Origin of the sequence: Novosphingobium sp. MD-1 (assembly GCF_001014975.1) — a bacterium.
Lineage (GTDB): Bacteria > Pseudomonadota > Alphaproteobacteria > Sphingomonadales > Sphingomonadaceae > Novosphingobium.
This window is the reverse complement of sequence record NZ_BBXA01000034.1, coordinates 61117-86196: the sequence shown is the minus strand read 5'-3', so window position 1 is coordinate 86196 and position 25080 is coordinate 61117. Positions and strand designations below refer to the sequence as shown.

The 25080-nt window shown below is 62.8% G+C and carries 23 protein-coding genes; 13 read left to right on the top strand and 10 right to left on the bottom strand.

Going from position 1 to position 25080, the window contains the following annotated elements; genetic code table 11:
• Positions 1-95 precede the first annotated feature (95 nt).
• On the bottom strand, positions 96-953 hold the full coding sequence (locus tag NMD1_RS20445) for a LysR family transcriptional regulator (protein WP_125957051.1): 858 nt from the start codon (positions 951-953) through the stop codon (positions 96-98).
• On the opposite strand from NMD1_RS20445, the gene NMD1_RS20440 reads away from it, so the two are divergent.
• Together NMD1_RS20440 and NMD1_RS20435 are read left to right on the top strand one after the other, a co-directional pair.
• Positions 952-2064: a zinc-dependent alcohol dehydrogenase family protein gene (locus NMD1_RS20440; RefSeq protein WP_233497896.1), complete on the top strand. Its 1113-nt coding sequence runs from the start codon at positions 952-954 to the stop codon at positions 2062-2064. The two genes, NMD1_RS20445 and NMD1_RS20440, sit on opposite strands and share 2 nt — an antisense overlap.
• A gap of 22 nt (positions 2065-2086) precedes the next feature.
• Complete coding sequence (locus tag NMD1_RS20435; protein ID WP_125957049.1) at positions 2087-2944, top strand: oxidoreductase; 858 nt, start codon at positions 2087-2089, stop codon at positions 2942-2944.
• A 313-nt stretch (positions 2945-3257) separates the two neighbouring features.
• On the opposite strand, the gene NMD1_RS20430 is transcribed toward NMD1_RS20435, so the two are convergent.
• Complete coding sequence (locus NMD1_RS20430; RefSeq protein WP_199558181.1) at positions 3258-4337, bottom strand: AraC family transcriptional regulator; 1080 nt, start codon at positions 4335-4337, stop codon at positions 3258-3260.
• 80 nt (positions 4338-4417) lie between these two features.
• Here NMD1_RS20430 and NMD1_RS20425 point away from each other — a divergent pair, with 80 nt between their 5' ends.
• On the top strand, positions 4418-5251 hold the full coding sequence (locus tag NMD1_RS20425) for a DUF2306 domain-containing protein (protein WP_125957047.1): 834 nt from the start codon (positions 4418-4420) through the stop codon (positions 5249-5251).
• 133 nt (positions 5252-5384) lie between these two features.
• Here the strand turns inward: NMD1_RS20425 and NMD1_RS20420 are convergent, their stop codons facing one another.
• Positions 5385-6407 carry a LysR family transcriptional regulator gene (locus NMD1_RS20420; protein ID WP_233497895.1) on the bottom strand — a complete coding sequence of 341 codons (1023 nt, stop codon included), beginning with the start codon at positions 6405-6407 and terminating at the stop codon, positions 5385-5387.
• Between NMD1_RS20420 and NMD1_RS20415 the strand changes: the two genes are divergently transcribed.
• Together NMD1_RS20415 and NMD1_RS20410 are read left to right on the top strand one after the other, a co-directional pair.
• The gene (locus tag NMD1_RS20415; protein ID WP_125957044.1) at positions 6406-6981 is read left to right on the top strand and encodes a hypothetical protein; all 576 of its coding nucleotides are present in this window, start codon (positions 6406-6408) and stop codon (positions 6979-6981) included. The two genes, NMD1_RS20420 and NMD1_RS20415, sit on opposite strands and share 2 nt — an antisense overlap.
• Positions 6978-8363, top strand: coding sequence for an MFS transporter (locus tag NMD1_RS20410; RefSeq protein ID WP_199558180.1), 1386 nt, complete (start codon positions 6978-6980; stop codon positions 8361-8363). The genes NMD1_RS20415 and NMD1_RS20410 overlap by 4 nt, the downstream gene beginning before the upstream one ends.
• 587 nt (positions 8364-8950) lie before the next feature.
• Here NMD1_RS20410 and NMD1_RS20405 read toward each other — a convergent pair.
• Positions 8951-9955 carry an alcohol dehydrogenase catalytic domain-containing protein gene (locus NMD1_RS20405; protein WP_125957042.1) on the bottom strand — a complete coding sequence of 335 codons (1005 nt, stop codon included), beginning with the start codon at positions 9953-9955 and terminating at the stop codon, positions 8951-8953.
• Positions 9956-10195: 240 nt separating this feature from the next.
• On the opposite strand from NMD1_RS20405, the gene NMD1_RS20400 reads away from it, so the two are divergent.
• The 7 genes from NMD1_RS20400 (at position 10196) to NMD1_RS20370 (ending at position 17998) form a co-directional block, all read left to right on the top strand.
• Complete coding sequence (locus NMD1_RS20400; RefSeq protein ID WP_233497893.1) at positions 10196-11206, top strand: thiamine pyrophosphate-dependent dehydrogenase E1 component subunit alpha; 1011 nt, start codon at positions 10196-10198, stop codon at positions 11204-11206.
• Between the two features lie 13 nt (positions 11207-11219).
• Positions 11220-12209, top strand: a complete 990-nt coding sequence (locus tag NMD1_RS20395) for an alpha-ketoacid dehydrogenase subunit beta (RefSeq protein WP_125957039.1) — start codon at positions 11220-11222, stop codon at positions 12207-12209.
• Positions 12206-12445, top strand: coding sequence for a lipoyl domain-containing protein (locus NMD1_RS20390; RefSeq protein WP_125957037.1), 240 nt, complete (start codon positions 12206-12208; stop codon positions 12443-12445). The genes NMD1_RS20395 and NMD1_RS20390 overlap by 4 nt, the downstream gene beginning before the upstream one ends.
• A gap of 41 nt (positions 12446-12486) precedes the next feature.
• Entirely contained in the window at positions 12487-13860 is a 1374-nt protein-coding gene (locus NMD1_RS20385; protein ID WP_158454035.1) for an MFS transporter, read from the top strand.
• A gap of 168 nt (positions 13861-14028) precedes the next feature.
• The gene (locus NMD1_RS20380) at positions 14029-16233 is read left to right on the top strand and encodes a TonB-dependent receptor (protein ID WP_125957032.1); all 2205 of its coding nucleotides are present in this window, start codon (positions 14029-14031) and stop codon (positions 16231-16233) included.
• A gap of 12 nt (positions 16234-16245) precedes the next feature.
• The gene (locus NMD1_RS20375) at positions 16246-17121 is read left to right on the top strand and encodes a sugar phosphate isomerase/epimerase (protein WP_125957030.1); all 876 of its coding nucleotides are present in this window, start codon (positions 16246-16248) and stop codon (positions 17119-17121) included.
• Between the two features lie 52 nt (positions 17122-17173).
• Positions 17174-17998, top strand: a complete 825-nt coding sequence (locus tag NMD1_RS20370; RefSeq protein ID WP_125957027.1) for an SDR family NAD(P)-dependent oxidoreductase — start codon at positions 17174-17176, stop codon at positions 17996-17998.
• Between the two features lie 57 nt (positions 17999-18055).
• On the opposite strand, the gene NMD1_RS20365 is transcribed toward NMD1_RS20370, so the two are convergent.
• From NMD1_RS20365 to NMD1_RS20355, 3 genes are all read right to left on the bottom strand, one after another.
• A complete protein-coding gene (locus NMD1_RS20365) occupies positions 18056-19021 on the bottom strand; it encodes a helix-turn-helix domain-containing protein (protein ID WP_125957024.1) in 966 nt (321 codons plus the stop codon).
• 155 nt (positions 19022-19176) lie between these two features.
• A complete protein-coding gene (locus NMD1_RS20360) occupies positions 19177-20547 on the bottom strand; it encodes an aminomethyltransferase family protein (protein ID WP_125957022.1) in 1371 nt (456 codons plus the stop codon).
• Complete coding sequence (locus tag NMD1_RS20355; protein WP_233497890.1) at positions 20544-21647, bottom strand: aromatic ring-hydroxylating dioxygenase subunit alpha; 1104 nt, start codon at positions 21645-21647, stop codon at positions 20544-20546. The genes NMD1_RS20360 and NMD1_RS20355 overlap by 4 nt, the downstream gene beginning before the upstream one ends.
• Positions 21648-21773: 126 nt before the next feature.
• Here NMD1_RS20355 and NMD1_RS20350 point away from each other — a divergent pair, with 126 nt between their 5' ends.
• Complete coding sequence (locus NMD1_RS20350; protein WP_125957020.1) at positions 21774-22256, top strand: MarR family winged helix-turn-helix transcriptional regulator; 483 nt, start codon at positions 21774-21776, stop codon at positions 22254-22256.
• Positions 22257-22427: 171 nt separating this feature from the next.
• Here the strand turns inward: NMD1_RS20350 and NMD1_RS20345 are convergent, their stop codons facing one another.
• The 3 genes from NMD1_RS20345 to NMD1_RS20335 are packed head-to-tail and all read right to left on the bottom strand — an operon-like array spanning position 22428 to position 25071.
• A complete protein-coding gene (locus NMD1_RS20345; RefSeq protein ID WP_125957018.1) occupies positions 22428-23144 on the bottom strand; it encodes an SDR family oxidoreductase in 717 nt (238 codons plus the stop codon).
• Positions 23145-23196: 52 nt separating this feature from the next.
• Positions 23197-23958, bottom strand: coding sequence for a peroxiredoxin-like family protein (locus tag NMD1_RS20340; RefSeq protein ID WP_233497889.1), 762 nt, complete (start codon positions 23956-23958; stop codon positions 23197-23199).
• Positions 23959-23976: 18 nt separating this feature from the next.
• A complete protein-coding gene (locus NMD1_RS20335; RefSeq protein WP_125957016.1) occupies positions 23977-25071 on the bottom strand; it encodes an alkene reductase in 1095 nt (364 codons plus the stop codon).
• Positions 25072-25080: the final 9 nt, after the last annotated feature.

Sequence of the window (25080 nt, the reverse complement as noted above, 5' to 3'; positions counted from 1 at the left end):
CTGCACTGCTGAAAGACGAGGGCTGGGACATGGTTGCCTTTGCGGCGCGCCGACCGCAACGGCAACTCGTACGCCAAATGTGGACGTTCGCGACATCATCTCATCGCCGCGCTTTCCACAATCAGGTCGACCAGGGCGCGCAGCCTCGGCAAGCGCTTCATGTCACGATGGTAGCCCAGCCAGGTCTCTCGGCTTGGCGGCTCACTACCAATGTTGACCTCCACCAACCCCGGCGTCACGGCACCCAGCGGCTTGGGCAGGACCGCGAGCCCTGTCCCGAGGGCACACAACCGCGCCTGCATCTCGCGGCTGTTGCTTCGCGCCACAATGCGTGCACCGGGCAAACCCTGCATCAGCCAGCCCACGTCGGGCATGCCGCCGAAGCCGGTGTCCATCACCACCACCGGCACGTCTTCACGCAGCGGGCCGAACGCCACGGGGGCGTAGAGGGCATAAGGCACCGTCATCAGCCGACGCGCGATCACCTCGGGCTCGTCAAACGGGACGATGCGGAGTACCAGATCGGCTTCGCGCCGGGCCAGGCTGTAGACGCGGGCATCCGTCAGCGTTTCGACCACCACGCCCGGGTGGCGCTGATGGAATGCCGCCAGCATCGGCGCCATTATGACCCGCCCAAACCAGTCCGAGCAAGTCAGCCGCAGCATGCCCTCCAACCGCTGTTCGCTGCCCGCCAGCTCGCGCGAGAGCGCCTGTGCTTCGGCCTCGATCCGCTCGGCATGGCGCAGCATCAACACGCCCTCATCAGTCAACACGAAGCCGTCAGCGGTACGCTGGAACAAGGTGCAACCGGTGGCTTCCTCGAGCGCCCGAAGGCGGCGTCCCATCGTCGGCTGCGATTGCCCCAGCCGCCGCGCCGCGGCGCCCAATGTGCCTTCGCGCGCAATCGCAAGAAAAACTGGTAGGTCACTCCATTCGAGCGGCGCGGAAGGCATGAAAAGCACCTCAAACAATTATGAATGCATATCATGCAACTTCATTGATTTTCATTCAAGAATGATGACTGCATCATCGGGGCATCGAAGAGGAGATGCCCCGATGCACTCAATGACCACCACGCTCGCTGCCATTGCCGACATCGCCAATGGCCCCTTCAACATCCGCCCGGTCGCCCGCCCCAAAGCTGGCACGGGTGAAGTCTTGATCCGCGTTCACGTCAGCGGAACCAACCCGCTCGACACCAAGATCCACGCTGGTGAAGCCGCGCATGCCCGCCGTCCGCTGCCCGCGGTGCTGGGCATGGACGTGGCCGGGGTCATCGAAGATGTTGGTCCCGGTGTGACAGGCTTTGCTGCAGGCGACGAGGTCTATGGCCTGATTGGCGGCGTGGGCTCTCTGCCTGGCACGCAGGCGCAGGATGTCATCGCGGATGCCCGCCTGCTGGCGCACAAGCCGACCAACTTGACGATGCGTGAGGCGGCGGTCCTGCCGCTGGTCACCATCACCGCATGGGAAGGTCTGATCGACCGCGCTGCAATCCGCCCCGGCGACAAGGTTCTGGTGCAAGGCGGGGCAGGAGGCGTTGGCCATGTGGCGGTGCAGATCGCGCTGGCGCGAGGCGCACGCGTATTTGCCACCGCCTTTGTCGCCGACCATGATTACCTGCTTGGTCTGGGCGCCGTGCCGATCGACGCTACGCGGGATGTGGCCGACTATGTTGCCGAACACACCGAAGGACGCGGCTTCGATGTGGTGTATGATACCGGCGGCGGGGCGATGCTCGATGCGTCGTTCCAGGCGGTGCGGCGCTTCGGCCATGTGGTAAGCTGCCTGGGTTGGGGTGCGCACGCGCTGGCTCCGCTGTCGTTCAAGCAGGCCACGTATTCAGGCGTGTTCACACTGCACACCCTGCTCGCCGACGAAGGTCGCGCGCACTATGGCGAGATTTTGGGCGCAGTCGCCAAGATGGCCGAACGCGGCCAATTGCTGCCCCGGCTCGATCCGCGCCAGTTCACGATGGATCAGATTGATGCCGCGTACGACGCGGTCACCGGCCGCAACGGCGCGCAGCGCGCGCAAGGCAAGATCGCCATCAACATTGCTTGAAACCCCCTCAAGGAGAGCTGTCATGAACGATACTCACAGCAAAGTCTGGCTGATCACGGGATGCTCGTCTGGCTTTGGCCGCATCCTCGCGGAAATGGCGCTGGCACGCGGTGACCGCGTGATCGCGACAGCCCGCAAGATCGAGCCGCTCGCCGACCTCGGCGCCGGCAGCGCGGGCCAATTGCTCACGCTGGCGCTGGATGTGACCGACCCAGCCTCCATCGCCGCCGTCATGGCACAAGCCGAGGCCGCCTTTGGCCGGGTGGATGTGCTGGTCAACAACGCGGGCTTCGGGCTGGTGGGCGCTGTTGAGGAGTTGCAGCCCCACGAATACCGCCCGATGTTCGAAACCAATCTATTCGGCCTGATCGAGGTGACGCGGGCCGCATTGCCCCTCATGCGTCGCCATGGCGGCGCACGCATCGTCAACCTGTCGTCGGTTGGCGGTTTCACCGGGCGGCAGGGTTTCGGCCTTTACAATGCCAGCAAGTTTGCGGTCGAAGGGCTGTCCGAAGCCCTCGCCGAAGAAGTTGCCCCCTTTGGCATCAAGGTGATCATCGTCGAACCCGGGGCCTTTCGAACCGCGTTCCTCGGTCGTTCGATTGCCATGGGCAACACGCGCCTCGCCGCCTACGAGGCAACGAGCGGCGCGACGCGCGACTTCAGCGCCGCCAACGATGGGGTCCAGCTCGGCGACCCGCGCAAGGGCATGGCGGTGCTGATGCAGGCCATCCTAGCCGAACAGCCGCCACTGCGCCTGCCGCTAGGCCGGGACGCACTTGCGCGAATTGATGCCAAGCTGGCGGCAGTGTCCGCGGACCTCGCCGCCTGGCGCGGGTTGGCAGAGCAAACGTCGCACGGCGAACCCGGCGTGCCGTGACCAACGGGCATGTCGTCTGCCCATGGACAAACGGCAGCCAAAGACCTCACCCAGTCAGGACCAGTGATGCGTGCAGCCCACGTGGCCAAATCGCGTGGGACGAGCCGGTTCGGGCGTGACAATCGACTTTACCAGTAGTGCTGACCTGAGCTTACAACTCTCGCGTTGGCAGGACGACGAAGCCTGATTGGCCGGGATCTTGCAGACGATCTCAACCTTGATGCTGGTAACCTGAGTGGTGCGCGCGTGGACGTAGCCGCCGCCGTACCTTCGTTCAGGGCTCTAAATCGCCTCTTTGAAACCCGCTACACGTTCATCGGCCCGAATGAGGTCCGCAACGATCGGAATCGGGCGCAGCTAACCGCATGGAGCGTCGGAAGTGTTTGGGTGTTATGCCGGTCTCCAATTTGAAGAAGCGGTTGAACGGACCAATCGAACCAAAGCCGCAGTCAAGCGCGATTGTCAGGATTGGCAAATGATCCAAAGCCGGGTCGGCGAGTTTCCGCTTCGCTTCTTCCAAGCGGAAGACATTGGCCATCTGGTTGAAGTTTCGAAAACCGAGCGTGCCCGTGATACATCGGGAGATCTTGTATTCGGGCTCCCCGAGCTGGCGTGCGAGCTCGGCGACCTTCAGGTCGGGCTGAGCGAAAGCCTGCTCACCGCGTATTATGTGCAGGATACGCGCCCCAAGTTCATGGTCGTCAGCGTGTGTTCGCCGCTTGTCTTTCACAAAGTCTTCGATCGGATGGCGCGCGCGATACCAGATCGCGAACCCCATGCCCGTCAAGGACGCTAGCGCGCAGAGTGCTTTGACCGCACCTCCCAACCGCGCTGTTGCACTTTCCTCTGGCGCACCGTCGATCCAAAGGACAGCGATCGCCAGCATCACCATGTAAGTGGCAGCGAAGCCAAACCGGAAGCGCATTTCGTGTCGCGGCAGAGCGTGGCCTATGCCTCTCAACGGCTCGATAGCCGCTATCAGTAGAAGCGCGGAACTGGTCAGCGCTTCAGCATTATCGGCCATACGCAACAGCGGTGAGTTGGTGTCGTCGCCCAATCGCAATACGGCCCCGAGCGCAACCATTGTGATTACCAAGACCAGCGGCCACCATTGGCGTTGGGGCCCCGGCTGCCGAAATAGTGCGCGCACCACCAACCACGACCAGCCGCAGGTCGCATCTCCGATGATCGCCAGCACCGGCGATGCCGCACCCAACCGAGCGCCCATGAGCGTGTGGAGGCAGAAAGCCGTCGCGGCGCCTGCGAACAGCACGCCGTAGAGCGTGGCATCATTCGTTCTACCTTCGTCGACTGCCAGAACTGCCCGCCCCTTTCCGTGCATAGCCTTAATCCCTTCCGGCGACCGATGTGCGTCGAACATCCAAAAATTCATGGCCGATTTCCAAATCGGCGAGATCGTGCCCGCACACAACCCCATCAGCCCTTTGGTTATTCAGATTAGCGGGGCGCATTATGGACGCAAACGCATCTTCCGGCTTGGCGAAGACGAAAATCACATCGGCGGACAATGCCGTTTTGCGTAGATCGGCTGTCACCTGGTTCGTCGTCGCTGCGCTGGGACAACTGGCATTCGTCTGGATGATCCTTGCGCACTACGGCGCCAAGACGCTGGCCGGCAATTTCGTCGGCTGGAACGACAAGCCGCTGATCAAGGGATATGTTTCGGGCGACACGATAGGTAATATCACCTTTGCCGTACATGTTCTGCTGGCCGCACTCGTGACGACGGGCGGCTTGCTGCAACTCGCTCCGGCGATCCGCACGCACGCGCCGATGCTTCACCGGTGGGGCGGCCGCCTGTTTTTCTCGATCGCCATTGTAATGGCCTTGAGCGGCTTGTGGCTTACCTGGGTTCGTTATACCTATCTTTCGCTGGTCTCCGGTCTCGCGGTCTCGCTCGATGGCGCGTTGATCTTATCCTTCACCACAATCGCATGGCGATGTGCGGTGAAACGCGATTTCGCTGCCCACCGTCGCTGGGCATTACGCGCCTTCATGGTCGTGAACGGCGTATGGTTCCTTCGCATCGGCATGATGGCCTGGGTACTGCTGTCCGGTGGCGGCCTCGGTATGAATGACAGCCTGTCAGGTCCGGCTGACATCGTCATCCAGTTCGGCGCCTATCTGGTTCCTCTCATGGTCCTAGAAGCCTATTTGCGCGCACCAGCCAGCCGCATGCGACACGCCAAGCGCATGATCGCAGTGCTGATATTTCTGGCAGCCACTATCACTGTGCTCGGAGTTTGCGGTGCCGTGGCGTTCATGTGGTGGCCGTATATGCGATAAGTCGGCCGACCCCTGCTCCAGCGACACAGAACACATTCGTAATCGGCTTCGACTATCGCCGCGATCTCGAGTTTCGATAAACCAGCGTCTTCCTCCCGCGAGGACTGCCGTTCCGATGCATCTGTGCCGCACACTATTGAGCCGAGACTGCCTGTCGCACGCAGCTTCGCAGCCATCGGTGTGCAGGGTCGGCATCCATGCGCGGATGCCAGAGCAGGGAAACCGTGAATGGCTTCGTCGAAAGTGGCAGCTCGAAGGTGGAAAGGCCCGATTGCAAGCCGCGCGTGTGCCGGTCCGGAACCGTTGCCACCAAATCGGATGCGCGGGCGAGTGAGAGGGCGGCGGCAAAGCCCCCGACGATCGTCGATACACGGCGGGTAAGGTCGGCCGGTAGGAACGGGAGATCCGCGGCCGCCTCTTCGAAGCCTGTGCGAGAGACGAGCACATGTTGGGCATCGAGATAAGCGCGCAAGCTGACCTTGCGCGTGTCGAGAGGGTGGCCGTGCCGTACGAGGCCGATCAGCCGGTCCTCGAAGAGCGCCTGGCTTCGGAATTCAGGACCGGTGGTGTTCTCGATGACGCCGGTCTCGAGGTCGATTTGTCCGTCTCGAAGTGGTCCGCTGTCTTTGTCAGGCTTCTGCAGGAAATGTAGATGCACGCCGGGCGCCTGAACCGCCAGGATGGCAAGCAGGGTTGGCCCGAAGCTCTCCACGAAGCCGTCGCTCGCGCGCATCAAGAATGTCCGGGACAAGTCGGCCGGATCAATCGTGTCGATCGGCCGAAGCAGCTCCAGGGCGTCCTCGACCGCCTGCTGAACGGGTTCGCGAAGCGCGATTGCCCGCGGTGTTGCGACCAGCCCGCGTCCCGCGCGCACCAGCAGGGGATCGCCGGTCGTTTCACGGAGCCGCGCCAAGGTGCGGCTCATTGCCGACGGGCTCAGGCGAAGCCGGCGCGCGGCCTTGGCGACGCTGCCTTCCGCCAGCAGGACGTCAAGCGCGACGAGCAGGTTGAGATCTGGCGCGGACATGGCAGCGCACTTATCACCCTCTTCGGTGGATTGCATCTGATGCAGCAATAAATTGCAATCGCTGCGCCTTCCGCATTTTTGCCCGGTCGATAGCGTCGCCTGCGCCCACTTTGACGGAGGAAGTGCCATGAACGCATTATCGACCTTCACGCGCAATGTGCACGCAGCCTGGCGGCGGTTGTCGACTGAACTGATCGACGAATGCCGCCGACAGGGCGAAGCGCTGCTGCAGGCAGCGCCATCAGAGGACTGGCTAGCGGCACTGCATCGCGAAAAGCCGGCCAATCGGGAGCTTTATCGGGATCCAGATCACGGGTTTGTTCTTCTCGCGCACACCGAGCTGCAGGGTCAGTTTCGCCCCCCGCACGACCATGGACGAGCCTGGGTGATGTATGCCGTCCAGTCGGGCGAGATCGAAATGCGAACTTATGCCCGCGTAGAGGATCCCAGGAGCGATGTTCGCCTCGTCCGGCGGGATGCAACCCGCGTTCAGGCCGGACAGGTGCAAGTTTATTTGCCCGGCGACATTCATGACACGCGCTGTCTTTCGGACTCAGCTTTGCTCTTCCGGTTCACCGAGAGAGACCTGCGGGTCGAGGACAAGGTGCACCACCGGGTCACTCGATACATTGAGCAAAACGGCGTTTGGACGGTGCGCCCGGAGCCTGCCGAGTGCGCGCCCCACATGATGCCGGAAGCATGATCGAAGGCTCTCCCGCATCACGCGAGGCGGCTAATCAAAGCGCAATGGCGGGCATCCCGCGCGATCGGCGGCCAATCGCGGTGGCGGCCGTACTGTCGGCCATGGCTCTCGTGGTGCTCGACGCCGGCATGGCCAATGTCGCGCTTCCGAGCATTGCCAAGGCGCTGGCCGTGGCGCCCGCATCGGCTGTGCTGGTGATCACCGCCTATCAGGCTGCGCTCGTTATGGCGCTCCTGCCATGCTCGGCGCTCGGCCACCGGCTGGGTTATCGGCGCGTGTTCATCGCGGGCGTGACGCTGTTCACGGCGGCTTCCGTCCTTTGTTCGCTCGCGCCAACACTCCCTTTGCTGCTCGCGGCGCGGCTTCTGCAGGGGCTGGGCGGCGCTGCCGTCATGGCGCTGGGCGTCGCGCTTCTGCGTTTCATCGTCCCTCATGATCAGCTGGGCCGGGTCATCAGCTGGAATGCCTTGACCGTGGCGCTTTCTACAGCCGCGGCACCCACCGTGGGCGCCCTCATCCTTTCGCACGCCTCTTGGCCATGGCTCTTCGCGATCAACTTCCCGGTGGGGTGCATCGCGCTTATCGCGAGCCAGTTGCTGCCAACGACCAGGTCGTCATCGCAGTACCTGGACGTCCTGAGCATGGCGCTGAACGGCCTGATGTTCGGCGCGATGGTGCTCGCCGCGGAGTTTGCTCTCGAGAGACCGGCCCTCGGTTGGGCAACGATCGCGATCGCATCAATGTCCCTGATCGCGCTCGTCCGGCGAGAGAGGGCGAAAGCTGAGCCGCTCATTCCGATCGACCTGCTGCGGTCGCAATCATTCCGGACTTCGGTGATCGCCTCGGTCATGTGTTTCACCGGTCAAACCGCCGGGATCGTGGCCTTGCCCTTCTACCTCCAATATGGGTTTCATCAGTCTACGCTCGCGACCGGCCTCTATATGACCGCCTGGCCGCTCAGCGTCGCTGCAACAGCAACGTTGTCGGGCCGTCTTGCGGACCGCTTGCCTGCGGCGTGGCTCTGTGCTGGCGGCGCTGCGCTCCTCTCGATCGGCCTGGCAAGCGCGGCACTGTGGCCTCTGCAGGGCAACCTCGAGGCGCTCGCGCTGTTCGCGTCAATCTGCGGCGTGGGATTCGGGCTGTTCAATGTCCCGAACAATAGAACGATGTTCCTCGCCGCCCCGCCGGAGAGGAGCGCCGCCGCAGGCGGCATGCAGGGCATGGCGCGGCTGACCGGGCAGACTGCGGGCGCCGTCCTAATGACTGCGCTGTTCACCTTAACAACGCCAAATCTTGCGCCGCGCATCGGCCTTATCGTGGGTGCGCTGTTTGCTCTCGTCGCAGGCATGGTGAGCATCTCGCGGCGGGCGATCGATGGCTGAATGCTGAGAAAAGCCAAGGATGGTGGCAGGTCGCCTCCCGCCGCAATACCGGACCTTCAGGGGCTTGAGTTGCGACGTCGGAACCCGCCGTTCGTTCACCGTCGCCGTGGGCGCTTGAATGACGAGAGCTGGGACACAGCCGCTGGATCGCTTTCCGCCAAGTTCCGGGGAATACGGACCTTCGAACAACACGCCTTGATAACGATCGCGTCGAAGGCGACCGTGGCCGCTTGTACGTTGCCCGCGCGCCAAGGATCTCGACGATGGGTCTTGGCCACAGCCATCCCGTTTCATAAACACGTTCATGTTAGCATTCGACGATGATTATGAAGATCATGCCTGTTTCGGCGAACGACGCAAAATCCATCTTGATGCGTCCCGCATCCTCTACCCCGCACATGGCGAGGACGATGGCGGACTGTGCACGGCCATCTGGACGCGCTCGATCGCCTGTCAGAGGATCATGGGGTGCTAGTCACTGGGGACATGATGCGAATCTTGGACACCGCGGATGTGGAGCGTCAGTTGATCGTCGACCAGCCGATATTCCTTTCGCCCCGGGAAGCGTCCGCAACTGCTGAATTAGCTCACGAAGGGGAAATCATAACCTTACAATGTCCGGATCGATGCTTCAGGCTTTCGAACATCGCCGGGGTCTCATCCAGGGTAACCGTTCCCGTTATCATCAGCCGCGGCTCCACAGTGCCACTGTCGAGGGCCGCGAGCGATGCCTCGTAATCCGGAACCGTGAAGAACGCCGAAGGGACAAGGCTGACTTCCTTTGCAAGCATGGTGAAGGTGTTGAGTGGATCCGGCTTGGTGCACAACCCTAACAGAAAGACAGTGCCCTGGGGCTTCACCTGATCGACAGCTTGATTGAGCAGGCCCGGAACGCCCACGCATTCAAAGACGATATCCGCCTTGCCGCCCAATGCCCGCTCCGCGCTTCCAACCGGGTCGTCGAGGTCGACGATGAAGGCATCCGCCCCCATCTCGATGGCGCGATCCCGCTGGAAATGGGCGATATCCTGCACAACAACGCGCGAAGCACCGCGACGACGGGCCCAGAAGGCCAGAGCTAGGCCGATCGGTCCCGCTCCGAGGACGAGCACTTTGTCTCCCGGGCGCAGGCCGGAACGGTTGAGTCCGTGCAGCGCAACTGCAAGAGGTTCGACAATCGCTCCATCTGCGAGGGTCACATTCGCTCCGAGCTTGACGCACTGGTTGACCCGGGCCTTGGCATATTCGGCGTACCCGCCGCCCTGCAACGCGAAGGATGCACACCATTGTACGGCCCCGCGCCGGCAAGAGGCGCATTGGCCGCAACTCATCAGCGGAATGACCGAAACCAGATCGCCCGTCCTCAGGCCGCTCACATCCCGGCCGACAGCGGCCGCTTCGCCGGCAAATTCATGGCCGAAGACATCGCCCGGCTTGCAGCCATAGGCAGCGTCCTGCGCCATGTGCAGGTCGCTGCCGCAGATGCCGCAACGACCGACCTTAACAACCACTTCTTCCTTGCCGGGTTCGGGATCAGCGACGGTCTCGACTGTCAGCGGCTGGTTCAGGCCTTGAAACGTTGCGGCTCTCATTTCCCTGGTACTCCGTTCACGGCCGATAGCCGGAGGAGACATGCCAGATATGGTCAAGCCGGTTTAGCCCAAACCCGGGGCGGTGCACTCACAGTCGTTTTTTGGTGCACGGGTATCCGCGCAGGCGAAGGGGGCAGGCGGTAGCTCTAGCGAGGAAAGCGACCGGCAGGACCATGCTGGCGCGCCATGGCCGATGGGAAGCCTCTCCCAGGTGCCCGACAAGATCAGATGGAGAGTGCCTTGAGCCAGCTTTCGAACGTGGATGAGGCAAAGCGCGCCGAGTGGATGGAGCTGTATGAACGCATGCTCTTGATCCGGCGCGCCGAAGAGCGCCTTGGCAAGGAGGCTCAGGCGGGCAATCTGCCGGGTGGTGTGCACCTGTATATCGGCCAGGAAGCCTCGGGCGTCGGCGTTTGCTCGGTCCTTGAAGACACCGATTTCATTACCAGCACGCACCGCGGGCATGGCCATTTTCTTGCCAAGGGCGGCGATCTGAAGGCGATGTTTGCGGAATTGTGGGGCAAGCGCACCGGCATCTGCAAGGGCATGGGCGGATCGATGCACGTTGCCGACGTGAGCAAGGGTATTCTTGGCGCAAACGGCATCGTCGGCGGCGGCATCGCTATCGCCGCCGGTGCTGCGATGGGCATCAAGGTGGCGGGCGAGAAAAAGGTTGCGGTCTGTCTGTTCGGCGATGGCGCGGCAAATCAGGGCGTGCTGATGGAATCCCTGAACATGAGCGCGGTGTGGTCGTTCCCGGTTATCTGGGTTCTGGAGAACAACGGGCTGTCCGAGTTCACCATTACCAGGAAGGTCACCGCTGGCGAGTTCACCGACCGCGCCAGGGCGGTTGGCCTGCCGACGATCACGGTGGACGGGAACGACGTTCTTGCCGTGCAGGCGGCGATGAAGGAAGCGGTCGATCGGGCGAAATCCGGTGGCGGCTCCACGTTCATCGAAACCCTGACTTACCGGATACGCGGGCATCTCGAAGCAGAGGATGCGTTCCTCGGCGGATATTCCTACCGCACGCAGGACGAGATCGACGTGTGGAAGGCGCCGGACAAGGACCCGATCCTTCGCTTCGCGGCACGGCTGATCCAGGAAGGTGCGGCCACCGCGGAGGAACTGGAGGAACTCGACGCGCAAGTAATCGGGCAGGTCGACGAGGCCGTTCGGTACGCGCTCGATAGCGAGGACGCCGATCCCGAGCTGGTCTTCGACATCACCTTTTCCGGCCAGCGCGCCTAAGGAGTTCATGCACATGGCCAGGCAACGGTACATTCAGGCGATCAACCAGGTGCTGCTCGACGAGATGGAGCGGGACAAGAACATCATTCTCTTCGGCGAAGATGTCGAACTGGCGATCTTTGGTGACACACGCGAGGTGTTCGCCCGGTTCGGGCCGGAAAGGGTGTACAACACGCCTATCTGCGAGAACTCGCTGACGGGCATGGCTGTGGGCGCTGCCGCGGCCGGTCGCCGCGTCATTCTCCACCTGATGTTCGGCAACTTCATCTACACCGGCATGGACGCGATCGCGCACCAGATGGCCAAGCTGAGGATGATGACCGGCGGCCAGATGAACCTGCCGATCACGGTGATTGCGGGCTATGGCGGCGGTCGATCGTTGGCGGCGCAGCATTCGGACACCCCCTATCCTACGTTGATGAACATTGGCGGCGTCAACGTGGTCACGCCGGCGACGCCGGCCGATGCCAAAGGGCTGTTGACCACGGCGATCCGCGGAAACAATCCGACCTTTTTCCTTGAGGCAAGCGGCCGCGGCGGCGACAGCGGGGAAGTGCCGGAGGGTGACTATCTTGTGCCGTTCGGAAAGGCTGCCGTCGCGCACGAAGGCCAGGACGTGACGATCTGCGCCATCGGCACGATGGTGCGGCCGGCGCTCAAGGCCGCGCGCGATCTGGAGAAGCTTGGCATTTCGGCGGAGGTGATCGATCCTCGCACGCTGGTGCCTTTCGACGAGGACGGCATCGCCGCATCGGTCAGCAAGACGGGGCGGCTGGTGCTGGTCGACGAGGCGAAGGATCGCTGCGGCGCGGCGTCGTACATTGCCGGGCTGATGGCCGACAGGTGCTTTCACGCACTCAAGGCCCCGATCAAGCGCGTGACGGTGCCGAACGTGTCCATGCCCTACGCTGGCAACGCGGAATCCGCCATTTTCCCCAATCCCGAGAAGATCGTTGCTGCGGTCCTTTCGATCGTTAGCGCCGACCAGAAGAGTTTCGCATGAAGATCAAGCTCAAGCTGCCGCGATATGGCATGAACATGGAAGAAGCCACGATCGTGAAGTGGCACAAGCAGCCTGGCGATGCCATCAAGGAGGGTGACCCGCTCTACGAGATGGAAACCGAGAAGGTTACGCAGGTCGTCGAGGCGCCGGGCGATGGCACGATGATCGAAATCCTTGTGGAAGAAGATGGCATTGCCGAAGTCGGCCAGGCTGTTTGCGTTGTCGAAAGTGCATAACCTGTCGGGCTTAGCGGATCTGCCTGACGAGGGGCTCGTCCGTGATTGATGGGGGGAGTGCGACCGCGTCCGCCCAGGGTGCATCGGTCGGGACGGAAGACAAGCGGGGCAAGCTTGCCTGGGCGCTTTACGAATGCGCGCGCAATCCGTTCTACGTGCTCATCAACATTTATGTTTTCTCGGCCTACTTCGCCAACCATGTGATCGCCGACCCGGTGCAGGGGCAGGCCATATGGGGGTACATCCTCTCGACGGCGGCCGTCTTTGTCGCTCTCTCGGCGCCGGTACTTGGCACGATTGCCGACGCCGGCGGCCGCCGCAAACCGTTCCTTGCGGCCTGCATCGCAGTTGCCGTTCCCGCATCGGCGCTGCTTGCCCTGGCGCGGCCGGGCATGGGCACGGGCGCATGGTTGATCGCGGCGGCGCTGGTGGTCGCCAACATCTGCTATGAACTGTCCTCGATCTTCTACAACGCGCTGCTGGCACAGGTTTCGGTGCCAAGCCGCTTCGGATCGGTCAGCGGCCTTGCCTATGCCCTGGCCAATGCCGCCGGCATCCTGCTGTTCGGCACCTATATGTTCGCGGATTATGCGATCGCTTCGGGGGAGGGAAATTTCCTCGTCGAGCGGATGACGCCCGTGGTGGTTGCGGGCTGGTGGCTGGTCTTTTCGCTGCCGATCCTGTTCAGGGTCCCCGATGCCTCCGCCAGCGGCGCGCCTTTGGGAGCCGTCATCTCGCAAGGGCTGGGAAGGCTGCGCACCGCCGTCGTCCGGCTCCGCACCGTGCCCGATGTCGGGCGCTATCTGATCGCGCGGATGGTCTTCAACGAAGGCTTCATCGTGCTGATGATGTTCATGGGCGTGGTGGGAGCAGGCGTGCTCGGATGGACGGGCGTGCAGCTCTCGGCGATGGGGCTGATCCTGAGCGTCGTAGCCGTCGGCGGTTCGATGCTTGGCGGCTTCCTCGATGATCGGCTGGGTTCCAAGGCATCCCTGAAGATCAGCATCGTAGGGTGCATCTTCGCCAACCTCCTGTTGGTGACGATCGGTCCCGATACGGTGCTGTTCGTACCGACGGATCCTCATGTCACCGGAGGGTTGTTCCCGCGCGCGGCGGACAAGGCTTTCTTTGTTGCCGAGGGGCTGGCCGCGTTCTTCGTGACCTCGGGCCTGGTGTCCAGCCGGACGATGCTCGCCAAGCTTGCGCCGCGCGATGCCATGAACGAGCTGTTCGGCATCTATGCCCTGTCGGGTACCGCCACCTCGTTCATGGGGCCTTTGTCGATCGCGGTGCTGACGCAAGTATTTGCCAGCCAGCGGGCAGGGCTTTGCGCCGGGCTCGTGTTCCTTGGCGGGGGATTGTACCTGCTCCAGCGGGTTCGGGGTGGGCGTTCCACGACGGTTCAGGGGACATAGCGCGATCCGGCAGGTCCTTCTGCGCGGAGGAAGGCCAATTCGATGAAGATCCCGCGTGCACTCAGGGCCGGATATTCGTTCCCTGCCGGTCGCGCGGCGCAGCCGAGAAACAGTTAAGCAAGGACATCAAGAAGCATTGCCAAGCTTCGTTATTGGAGGGGATCTAGAATGAGGTACAATCTCGTTGGCGCCGCGCTTGCGACATCGCTCGTCTGTGGCATCTCCAGCACCGCGATGGCCCAGGCCACGTCCGCACGCGCTCCGGCCGAGGCAGAAACAAGCTCCGGCACCGACGATGGCGCCATTGTTGTCACCGCGCAGCGGCGCGAGCAGAAGCTGCAGGACGTTCCGCTGTCGGTCACGGCGCAATCGGCATCCCAGCTTGAGCAGCGCGGCATCGAAAACGTGCAGGCGCTGGGCGAAGTCGTTCCCAGCCTGAGCGTTTCCAGCGCGGTGGGCTTCGCCATCACCTATCTGCGCGGCGTGGGCAGCACGGCGATCGGGCCGGGCATCGAAACGCCGGTTTCGATCTACGTCGATGGCATCTACTACGCCTCGTCGACGTCGGCGCTGTTCGATTTCAACAACATCAGCCGCATCGAGGTTCTCAAGGGGCCGCAAGGCACACTGTTCGGCCGCAACGCGACCGGCGGCCTGATCCAGGTCATTACCAAGGACCCGACGCAGGACCCCGAATTGAAGCTGGGCGCGAGCATCGACAACTACGCGACCGTGCGCGGCGATTTCTATGCGGCGGGCGGGGTGGCGAACGGCATTGCCGCCGACATTTCGGTTTCGGGCAGCGCCCAGGGCCGGGGGTGGGGCAAAAACCTGCCCACGGGAGACCAGGTAAACAAGAACCATCACAACATCAGCGTGCGGTCGAAGTGGGTGTTCGAGCTTGGCGAAAAGACCCGCGCGACCGTGATCGGCGACTTCACCGACATGCGCAATTCGTTCAACGGCCAAAAGGTTTTCCCCGGAACGAACCTGCCGGCGTTTCTCGGCCGGAACACGGACACCGGGGGGCCATGGGACCTTAACGGAGATTTCGTGCCCCGGCTCGACAATCGCAACTGGGGCGCGAGCCTGAAGGTCGAGCAGGAGCTGGGCACCCTCACGCTGACCAGCATCACCGCCTACCGGGATTCGAAGACGCGCCTGCGCTGGGACATCGACTTTACCCCCGTTCCCCACTTCCAGGGCGATCTTCGCGATCTCGAGCATCAGTTCAGCCAGGAGCTGCAGCTCTCGTCGGGCGAAAGCAAGGCGTTGACCTGGACCGCGGGCGTCTATTACTTCCGCGCGCGCGGTATCTATGACCCGTCACAGGTGTTTTCGAGCGACACGCCAAACAACCTGTTCGGTCCGTTCCAGTCGGTGCTTCTCTTCGGCAACCAGCTCACTGAATCCATTTCGGGATATGCCCAGGGAACGCTTGCGATCGCGCCCGAGACCAACCTCACGGTCGGCGCGCGCTATACCTATGAACGCCGAGAAATCGACGGCCGCACCGAAGCGATCGCCTTCGGCCAGACCACCCCGCCGACCCTTCTCGGCGTCACGCCCCATGCCGAAACCTCGTTCAGGAAGCCCACGTTCCGGGTAGCGCTGGACCACCGTTTCTCGCCCGAGGTCTTGGGTTACGTTTCGTTCAACACCGGCTTCAAGAGCGGCGGTTTCAATACCCAGTTCTCGACCGACCCGGCCTTTTTGCCTGAAACGATCAACGCCTACGAGGCGGGTTTGAAGACAGACCTGATGGGCAACACGGTCAGGCTGAACTTCGCGGGCTTCTACTACGACTACAAGAACATCCAGGTCCAGAAGGTGGGCTTGGCGGCCACCGGCATCATCAACGGCGCCTCGGCGCGGATCTACGGTCTCGAAGCCGAATTCGATGCGCGCCTTTCGTCCGCATTCCGGCTTGCGGGCAGCGTTGCCTACACCAACGCCAAGTTCCGGCAGTTCAGCAACGCGCCGTTCACGTCACCGAGCGGGGGCGTGGCCCAGTTCCCTGGCGATGCCAGCGGCAACAGCATTCCGAAATCCCCGCGCGTGCAGGGTAACCTGTCCGCCACCTATACGGCCGCGCTGCAGAACGGCTCGGCGGTCGATTTCAACCTGACAGGGATCTATTCTTCCAGCTACTTCTTCGAAGCGAACAATATCGCCAAGCAGAAGGCGTACGGAAAGCTGAACGCATCGATCGCGTGGAACTCTGCCGACAAGAAATACACCGTCCGCGTCTTCGCGAACAATCTCACCAACGCCGCGACGGCGGTCTACAGCTCGACGCTGTCGGATGGCACGATAAACGTCACGTACGATGCGCCCCGGATCGTGGGCATCGGCTTCAACGTCCGGTACTGAGGGGATGCAGTCGTGCGCAGCAAAGTGAATATCCTTGGATCGTACTGGACTCTGGCGGCAGGGACCGCACCGCTGGGGCTGGAAGTTTGCGCGCACGACATTGGAGAGCGGGTGGAATGCGCTGCCCGTGCCGGTTACGCCGGGATGGGGTTCTGGCACGCGGACCTCGCGCATCTCAAGGAAACCATCGGCTTCGGCGAATTGAACGCGATCCTGCAGGCCAACGGTATCGTCGATATCGAGGTCGAATGGCTCAACGGCTGGTACGGCGCGGGCGAAGTCCGGGCCGCCTCGGATCGGACCCGCGCCTTGCTGCTCGAAGCCGCGGAAGCGATCGGCGCCCGGCACATCAAGGTCTCTGACCTGGCGAACGTGGACGTTCCGCTGGAGCGGATGATCGAGGAATTCGCGGTCCTGTGCGCCCAGGCGGCGGATCGTGGCACGAACGTTCTGTTCGAGATGCTGCCGGCCGATTTCTCCAGTCTCCCCTCGCTTGACCTGGTGCTCGCGCTGACCAGGGGAGCAGGCGCCGCGAACGGCGGGATCATGCTGGACAACCTCCATATCCTGCGCACCGCGACACCGTTCTCCGACATCGTTGCCAAGCTCACGCCCACGGACCTGATCGGCGTGGAGATTAACGACGGCGTGCTCGCGCGCCCGGTCGATTTCATGGATTCGGTCGTCAACCGGCGGCTGCTCCCGGGCGACGGCGAATTCGACATCGCCGGGTTCATGCGGGCGGTGTGGGATGCCGGCTATGACGGCCCGGTCGGCGTGGAGGTGATGAACGAATACTGCCGGCACTGGGATATCCGGACCATGGCCGAGGTCAGCTTCAGCAAGACCAATGCCGTTCTCGAAGCGGCGCGCACCCCGCTTGCCTGACCGTTCCGCGGCGAGAACGGGCAGGCGTGATACGAATAAGCAGGAGAGACACATGACGCTACTCGACCGTTTTTCACTGGCCGGAAAGTCGGCCCTCGTTACCGGCGGCGCATCGGGGCTGGGCCTCGCTTATGTCGAAGCCGTGGCGGAAGGCGGCGGGGCGGTCACCATCGCGGATCTCGATGAAGTTTCGGCAGAGCGCGAGGCATCGCGGTTGACGGCGCTAGGATATGCCGTGCGGCACACCAGAATAGACGTTTCCAACGATGACGATCTTCGGCGCGCGTTCGACGAGCACGAAGCCGCGTTCGGGGCGCTCGACATCGTCTTCGCCAACGCCGGACTGGCGATGGGCGACGGGTATATCGGCTTCGACGGGCAACGATCCCAGGAGGGGCAGATCGATACCTACCCAGTCGACTACTGGCGGACCACGCTGGCGGTCGATCTCGATGGCGTGTTCTTCACGCTCAGGCATGCGGTCCGGCTGATGAAGAAGCACGGCCGCCGCGGGTCGATCATCGCCACCACGTCCAACGCTTCGGAGATTACCTGTCCGATCGTGGCGACGCCCTACATGCCGGCAAAGGCGGGCGTCAGGCACCTTGTCCGCCAGCTTGCGCGCGAACTGGCGCCCTTCGGGATTCGCGTGAACGCGATCGCGCCCGGATCGGTCGTCACCAACATCGGCGGTGGCGTGCTGAAGAATGCCGAGGTGCGGGAGGTCTGGGACAAGGGCGTGCCGCTGGGCCGGATGGGCGAAACCGAGCAGTTCAAGCCGTTGGCGTTGTTTCTGGCCTCCGATGCCTCCGATTACATGACCGGCAGCGAAATCGTCATGGATGGTGGAGTTTCGGTTCGCGGGATCGAAGGCTGACACGGGTTTTCCGCAGCACGATCCCGCGATCGTGCTGCATGGCCCCGGTAATCCCGCTCAGGAGTGGTTGCGCAGTGCCAATGGCGCGTGGCCGAACCTTTCGCGGAACTTGCGCGCGAAGTGGCTGGGATCGGTAAAGCCGCAGGCATAGGCGACGTCCGAAATTCGATAGGCGGCGAACCGCGCGTCCTGCAGGATATCCTTGGCGTGGTTCAGCCTCAGGGCGAGCAGTTCCGCGCCGAACGTGGTGTTGTGCCCCGCGAAGATCTTGTGGACGTACCGCTTGGAGATGTTGAGTTCAGCGGCAAGCGCGTGCGGGCTGAGATCGGGCTCGTCGAAGCGGTCCTTCATCAAGGTCAGGGCACGCTTGAACAATTTGCCCTGGTGCAGGCTTTCACCGGCGCTCACGTTGCCGTTCATCAGGGCGAGGAACGCGCCCAGCTGATCGGCTATGCACGACCGCGAAAGGGCCGCATCCCGCAGGCCCTTTTGATCGATCGCGCTCAGCATCGCGGCCAGGGCGCCGCCCCAGGCGTCTGCATCGAACGTCTTCACGAGCATCGTTTCGGGTTGGGGAACCCAGCGGCGCAGCCAGGACGCGGGCATGTGCGCGGTCAGGGCAACCGCGCCTTCGGGAAACCGGAAGCTGTACGGCGAGGCGTGGTTCACCAGAATGAAGCTGCCTTGCGGTACGTGCACGTCGATTCCGGCATGGCGCACCGCAGCGGAGCCCTGCTGCATATAGGACAGCGCATAGACCTCGTCGGGATGCCTTCGCACCATCGCGGCCGTGCGCGAGATCGTCTGCTCTGCGGTGCGGAAATTGTTGATGTCGATCGGTCCCAGGCCGTACCGATCCCATCTGGCGCTGAACGTCGATCGTTCCGCGGAATCGATATTCATCTCCGCCACGCAGTCCGACATCACGGTGTTCCATGCGGAAAGCGCGGGGTTTCCCACCAGGTTACGGCTGGACCATTGCTTGTCGCGCTCCGCGCCATTGCCAGCAATCAAGGCTGTCATCGATCTCTCTCCTGAAGATCCCGGCGGGTTTTCCCGCTCATGTTTTCGTTAAACCAACACGCTCAAGGGCGGCCGGGTTTTTCGCCGTTATCCCTAACACATCGCTCGTTTACGCCTTGGGGCTACCGGTGGAAAGAAACTTCGCCGCGCAGGCATCACGCGGTGTGAGTGCGAATCTTCCGGGCGGCTTCCAGATAGGGCCAGGGCAGGATACGGGCCTTGATTTCCTTCTGGACATGGCGTTCGACGCCGGGCTTTGCGGACCCGCCATCCGGTTCGCCCCAGATAACCGTGACCTCGTCGCCGACCTGTGCGTCCGCCTCGTCGATCATGGCAAGCGATATCCACTGGTGGTCCACCGACAGGTAGGTGGGGTAGGTCGAAACGCCGACGAGCCGGCCGCCGGTCATCACGGCGTCATAGGGATGGGCGGCGTAGTGGGCGCAGGGCGTTTCCATGTATTTACCGGGTTCCTGACCGGTCAGGATGCTGCGCTCGACGGCCAGGACATCCTCGGCATTCCATTCCAGCGTAACCTTGCGGCGATGCGGCCGGTCGACCATCTTCTCGAGAGCCGCGCGTCCGATGAAGTCGTGATCGAACTTGACGAGACGGCCGTAGTCGACGTCCCACGGGGTCAGGTAGTAGTCGGTGATGTCGTCCGAAACGAAGCTGCCGCCGATCGATCCGTTGGCTTCGAAACCATCGCCCGGCAACCATTCGCGATAGCCGCGCATCACCTCGCCCGTGAAGATTGCCGGAAGGGGAGAAGGTATCCACCCCGCCTCGGCCGCGCAGGTGCCATATGCCCGGCCACCGACCAGCTCGAGACCGAAGTCGCGGCCCGCCTCGACGATCGCCGCCCTGACTTCCGGGCCGAGTTCCGTCGGCCCCCAGAACTCGAGGCCGGGCGCACCCGCAAAAGCATGGGCAAGCGCGCGAAGCCGATGCCCTGCTATCGTGATTTCACCCATCTGGAAGAACTTGGGCTTTTCCAGGTTGCCTCCGTTGAGCTTGTCGAGCAGCTCCCACGCGTTGGGGCCCTGCAGTTCGTACCGGAAGGTCTTGCGCGGTCCGGGATTGGTGACGGCCCGCTGGTCGAGTTCGAGAGTCACGTCGTAGGTGCCGCTTTGCGCGACATACCGGATCCAGTTGGCGACCGGCGGCCGCCCGACTACGTTGACCTTGTTGTCCTCCAGCCCGAACAGGACCATGTCACCGATCAGGAAGCCATCGTGGTTGCAGCAGATCAGCTGCTTGCCCTTGTTGCGGCCGTAGTTCTTGAACGAATTGACGCCGACTTCGGCCAGCAGGCGGATGGTGTCGGGGCCTTCGATATAGAGATCGGTCATGTGTAGCGACTGGTCGAGCAGGCCCACGGTTTCGCGCCACGATCGTTGCTCGTCCCGCCAGTTCGAGAATTGGCTCTGGACCGGGTACTGGTAGGCCCCCACCGGCACATCTCTCAGGAAGATGGCCGGATTGCCGAGCAGGTCGATCTTTTGCTGAAGCGAAGAAAATGTCATGATACTGTCCTTTCGAGTTCCTTGGAGAGCTGCTCTTCCTGCTCTTGCTTCACCATCGAGGCGATGAGGCGATTGAACAGCGTTACCCCCTTGTCGTGTGCGGTCGGCATCACCTGCGCGTCCGGCGATCCATCGATCACGCGCTGCTGCGCCTCGATCATCGTCTTGTCTTCGGTGAAGGCCTGCGCGGCCACGCGCATCATGCCATCGCGGGTCTCTTCGTTGCCGAAGTTCCGGTGCGGACCCCACGAGAAGAAATAACGGGCTGTCTTCTCCGTCACGGGGGTGACCGCCTGGCTGGTGAAAGAGAGGCTGCCCACCGCCCTGCTGAGGTCGGGGTGCCCGAAATCGCAAGCCTTGGCGGTGCCGAGCGGAAACACGCCGGTCTGCATCAGCAGAATGCCGGGCAGCAGGTAGTCGTAGGCCATGAAGTTATCCATCGGCACGTCCGTCTTTCGTGTCGATGATCCGAAAGTGTTTTCGATCCAGCGCAGATAACGGATGCCACGGGGCAGGGGGGTAATGCTCGGCAGAACCCGCGCGAAATCGGGATCGGACCCGAAGCTTTGAGCGTGGACAAAAGTCAGGTGGCTGAAATCGAGAAGGTTGTCGTTGATGAGGCGGGCCTCCGCCGCATAGTCCAGCTGGCCACGGCCCAGGATGTAATCGGGATCGTCGAAGCCGACCGCCGGCGGGATCAAGGCTTCGTCGGCCTTCGTGGGATCGCCCATCCACACCCAGATCCAGCTGTGCCGTTCGGCTACCGGATAGCTTTTGACGCGTGCTTGCGGAGGGACAACTTCCTGTCCGGGAATCTCGATGACTTTCCCGTCCGGGGCAAACAGCAGGCCATGATACATGCACCTCAGGTTGGAGGCCTCGCACCGGCCAAGGGAGAGGGGAGCCAGCCGGTGAACACACCGGTCTTCGAGCGCCGCAAGAACGCCTCCGCTCTGATAAAGGACAAGGGGTTCGCCGAGAATGCTCACCGCCAGCGGTGTGGATTCCTCCAGATCCATGGCCCAGCCAGCCACGTACCAAGCATTTCGCACGTACTTCATGCATGCCTCTCGATTCTGATTTTGCGCAGATTGACTCATTTAGGTTGACCAGGCAACCTAAATTATCGTGTGCGGGTGTGGCAATGCCACGCGATGGTCGCTCGCAATTGCGCCGGGGATGGACTAGGCGCCTTGCGATGCCACTATGCGGGCAGCACGGGAGACTTGATCGAGACGGGCATGGTGGAAAATGGTGGCGAACATGATGCCCTCGATCTGCTCGAGTACGCGCCGTACCTGTTCAGATCGATCGCCAACCGGCTTGGGCAAGCGGATTCGAGTTATCTCGCGCAGAATTTCGGTGTGGGGCTGAACGAGTGGAGTTGCATCGCGCTTCTGGCTCTTGAGCCCAATATTCCGGCCACGCGGATCTGCGACGTCAGCGGGTTCGACAAGGGCGTGATCAGCCGCAGCATCAATTCGCTGGAGATGAAGGGACTTGTCCGGGGCGCCCTGGCGCCGAACAGAAGCCGTCTGCGGCTGATCAACCTGACGCCGGCTGGCTGGCAACTTTACCACGAAACCCGCGCTTATGCCCGTGAGCGGGAAGAGCGGCTTCTGGCAGGATTGTCCAGGACGGAACGCGTGAATCTCACGCGCATGCTGAACGTCGTTCATGCGAATATGCGCAAGGCCGAAGGTTCCTGACCGGTTGGCCTAGGCCGTTATACGATTGCCAAGATGTGCCGCTCCTCGCCGTAGCGATCACCTGCGAGCCACGCCCCAGCCATTCATGGGCAAGGCGAGCCCGAGCCCGCGGGAGGCTCCCACGACAAGAACAGTCTGCTTGGTCATGCCAATCTCCCTTTCAGATCGTGTTCAAAACGCGGCCTTGCCGATCGAAGCCCCGCCATCGACGTGCAACGTCTGTCCGGTGATGAAGCCGGCGTCCTCGGATAGGAGGAAGGCGATCGCGGCGGCGATTTCGTCAGGCTGGCCGAAGCGCGCCATCGGCACGCTGGACAGGTAACGGCGTTCGCCATCGCTGCCGGGCGGATTGTTTGCGCGAAACAGCTCGGTTTCTGTGGGGCCGGGAGATACCGCGTTGACCGTGATGCCGGTGGTGGCCAGTTCCAGCGCCCAGCTCCGGCTGAAGCTGACGAGCGCAGCCTTCGCCGCTACATAGGCAGTGCGCTCGACCGAGCCGAGCACGGTCAGGCTCGAAATATTGACGATCCGCCCCCAGCGTCGCTCAGTCATGCCAGGGAGGAGCGCCTGGACCGTTTGAAGCGCGGGGTGCAGATTGGCGCGCAGGACCTCGTCCAGCACCGTCAGTTCGACCGCATCGAGCCGCTGCGGGCGGACAAGACCGACATTGTTGATCACGCCGTCGAAGCGAAAGCGAGCCGTGAGATCCTTCAGCGCGTCATCGGTCGCCCGCGTATCGACGAGATCAACGGGCACAAGCACTCCGGGAAAATTTGATCCAGCATTGCGTGCAAGGCCGACAACCTGATGTCCGCCGCGTGTCAACCGGTGCGCAAGCGCCAGACCGATGCCCTTGCTGGCGCCGGTGATGAGGAAAGTTCGAGACATCCGAAACCTCGCCAAGAGGGTCCCCGACCGCAACAGCGGTCGGGGGCAATATTCACGCGGAGAAGGTCGCGGTGCGACGCAGCGCCGGAAGCATATCTTCAGGCTCGGGGCGGCGGGTGTAGTCGGGGTTCACCTCGGCATAGAGGATCGTGCCGTCCTGACCGATGACGAAGCGACCGGGCATTGGTAGCGTCCAGCTCGGATCACCGTTGAATGCCGGAAGGTCGTTCTTCAGGCTCTTGTAGAGGTCAACCAGATAGCCGGGCAGTTCGAAGCGGAGGCCGAAGGCGGCGGCGACATCGTTGTGCGCGTCAGACAGGATCGGAAAGCCAAGTTCGTTCTGCCGCACCGACTTGCGGCTGTTCACCGCGGTCTGGGGCGAGATCGCAACGAGGTTGGCGCCAAGCTTGTCGAATTCGGGGAGCGCTGCCTGGAGCGCCTGAAGCTCCATATTGCAATAAGGGCACCACACGCCGCGATAAAAGCTCACCACAAGCGGTCCCTGGGCAAGGAGGTCTGCGGACGAGACGGGATTGCCGTCCGGGTCGTTCAGCGTGAACGACGGCGCCTGGTCGCCTGCCTTGAGCGCGCGGGTGGCGGCACCGCTTGCGATCAATTCGGCGGTTGCGCGGCGCATCGTTTCGATGACCGTCGGCGGAACATTGTAAGGCGGTCTGCCCGCCTCGAAATCGGCCTTGAAGGCATCGAGTTTGGCTTGAAGCGTCATGTCTGGTTTCCGTGTATTTGGGGTGGCGGGGGGAAGATGAGCCAATCCGTCCCGGACCGGCAGCCGTGTGAGAGGACTATCGCTCATTCCGGAATGGAATGCCGCTCAGGCGGCGTGCGCGTGGAAAGGATAATCGGTGTAGCCGCGCGCATCGCCACCGTAGAACGTTGCGCGGTCGTAAGGCGTGAGCGGAAGGCCGAGGCGGAGCCGATCGGGCAAATCGGGGTTGGCGATAAAGGCCCTGCCGAAGGCCACGGCATCGGCGTCGCCTGCTTCGAGCACCGCCTCGGCGCCTGCTCGGTCGAAGCCGCCGGCGGCGATCATGGTGCCGCGGAAGAGGGGACGGAGATGACGCACTGCGACCGGGTCGGTTGCCGCGATCAGCTCCGTTCCCTTGATGCGCGGTTCGACAACATGGAGATAGGCGATACCCAGCTCGTCAAGTTTGGCCGCCGCATAACCGAAGGTCGTTTGCGGATCGCTGTCCGACATCGAGCCATACGTGCCGCTCGGGCTCAGGCGCACACCGACCCGATCCGCGCCAAAAGCGGCGATCGCGGCCCGGGTGACCTCAAGCAGAAAGCGCGCCCGGTTCTCGATCGGCCCGCCATAGTCGTCGGTCCGCATGTTGGTGCCATCCTGCAGGAACTGATCGGGGAGATAGCCATTGGCACCGTGGATTTCGACGCCGTCGAATCCGGCCGCCCTGGCACGCGCGGCGCCTGCGCCGAACTCGGCGATGATGCCGCCGATCTCGGTTCGCTCCAAAGCGCGCGGCATCGTGAATGGCACCGGCCCGTGTGCGGCATAACCGTAGCCGTCAGCCGCGATAGCCGATGGCGCAACGGGAGCCTCGCCGTTTGGCTGAATGTCGGGGTGCGACTGACGTCCGACATGCCATAGCTGCATCACGATCTGGCCGCCGCGATCATGTACGGCGTCCGTGATCGCCCGCCAGCCCGCGATCTGCGCGTCATCGTAGATGCCGGGCGCGCCGGCATAGCCATAACCCTGGCGCGAAATCGGAGTCGCTTCCGAGATGATGAGGCCACCAAGCGATGCCCGCTGCGCGTAATATTCCCGCATCAGCGCGTTCGGCCGATCGCCCGGACCGGACCGCATCCGCGTAAGCGGAGCCATGACGACACGATGGCCGAGGGACAGCGCACCGGCCGCTATCGGTGTGAACAATTTGGACATGACGATTGC

What these genes read in the sequence shown, in the direction of transcription:
- NMD1_RS20440 (WP_233497896.1), top strand. Translation starts at nt 952, where the DNA reads ATGAAAAGCACCTCAAACAATTATGAATGCATATCATGCAACTTCATT.
- NMD1_RS20445 (WP_125957051.1), bottom strand. Translation starts at nt 953, where the DNA reads ATGCCTTCCGCGCCGCTCGAATGGAGTGACCTACCAGTTTTTCTTGCG.
- NMD1_RS20435 (WP_125957049.1), top strand. Translation starts at nt 2,087, where the DNA reads ATGAACGATACTCACAGCAAAGTCTGGCTGATCACGGGATGCTCGTCT.
- NMD1_RS20430 (WP_199558181.1), bottom strand. Translation starts at nt 4,337, where the DNA reads ATGAATTTTTGGATGTTCGACGCACATCGGTCGCCGGAAGGGATTAAG.
- NMD1_RS20425 (WP_125957047.1), top strand. Translation starts at nt 4,418, where the DNA reads ATGGACGCAAACGCATCTTCCGGCTTGGCGAAGACGAAAATCACATCG.
- NMD1_RS20415 (WP_125957044.1), top strand. Translation starts at nt 6,406, where the DNA reads ATGAACGCATTATCGACCTTCACGCGCAATGTGCACGCAGCCTGGCGG.
- NMD1_RS20420 (WP_233497895.1), bottom strand. Translation starts at nt 6,407, where the DNA reads ATGGCACTTCCTCCGTCAAAGTGGGCGCAGGCGACGCTATCGACCGGG.
- NMD1_RS20410 (WP_199558180.1), top strand. Translation starts at nt 6,978, where the DNA reads ATGATCGAAGGCTCTCCCGCATCACGCGAGGCGGCTAATCAAAGCGCA.
- NMD1_RS20405 (WP_125957042.1), bottom strand. Translation starts at nt 9,955, where the DNA reads ATGAGAGCCGCAACGTTTCAAGGCCTGAACCAGCCGCTGACAGTCGAG.
- NMD1_RS20395 (WP_125957039.1), top strand. Translation starts at nt 11,220, where the DNA reads ATGGCCAGGCAACGGTACATTCAGGCGATCAACCAGGTGCTGCTCGAC.
- NMD1_RS20390 (WP_125957037.1), top strand. Translation starts at nt 12,206, where the DNA reads ATGAAGATCAAGCTCAAGCTGCCGCGATATGGCATGAACATGGAAGAA.
- NMD1_RS20380 (WP_125957032.1), top strand. Translation starts at nt 14,029, where the DNA reads ATGAGGTACAATCTCGTTGGCGCCGCGCTTGCGACATCGCTCGTCTGT.
- NMD1_RS20370 (WP_125957027.1), top strand. Translation starts at nt 17,174, where the DNA reads ATGACGCTACTCGACCGTTTTTCACTGGCCGGAAAGTCGGCCCTCGTT.
- NMD1_RS20365 (WP_125957024.1), bottom strand. Translation starts at nt 19,021, where the DNA reads ATGACAGCCTTGATTGCTGGCAATGGCGCGGAGCGCGACAAGCAATGG.
- NMD1_RS20360 (WP_125957022.1), bottom strand. Translation starts at nt 20,547, where the DNA reads ATGACATTTTCTTCGCTTCAGCAAAAGATCGACCTGCTCGGCAATCCG.
- NMD1_RS20355 (WP_233497890.1), bottom strand. Translation starts at nt 21,647, where the DNA reads ATGAGTCAATCTGCGCAAAATCAGAATCGAGAGGCATGCATGAAGTAC.
- NMD1_RS20345 (WP_125957018.1), bottom strand. Translation starts at nt 23,144, where the DNA reads ATGTCTCGAACTTTCCTCATCACCGGCGCCAGCAAGGGCATCGGTCTG.
- NMD1_RS20340 (WP_233497889.1), bottom strand. Translation starts at nt 23,958, where the DNA reads ATGAGCGATAGTCCTCTCACACGGCTGCCGGTCCGGGACGGATTGGCT.
- NMD1_RS20335 (WP_125957016.1), bottom strand. Translation starts at nt 25,071, where the DNA reads ATGTCCAAATTGTTCACACCGATAGCGGCCGGTGCGCTGTCCCTCGGC.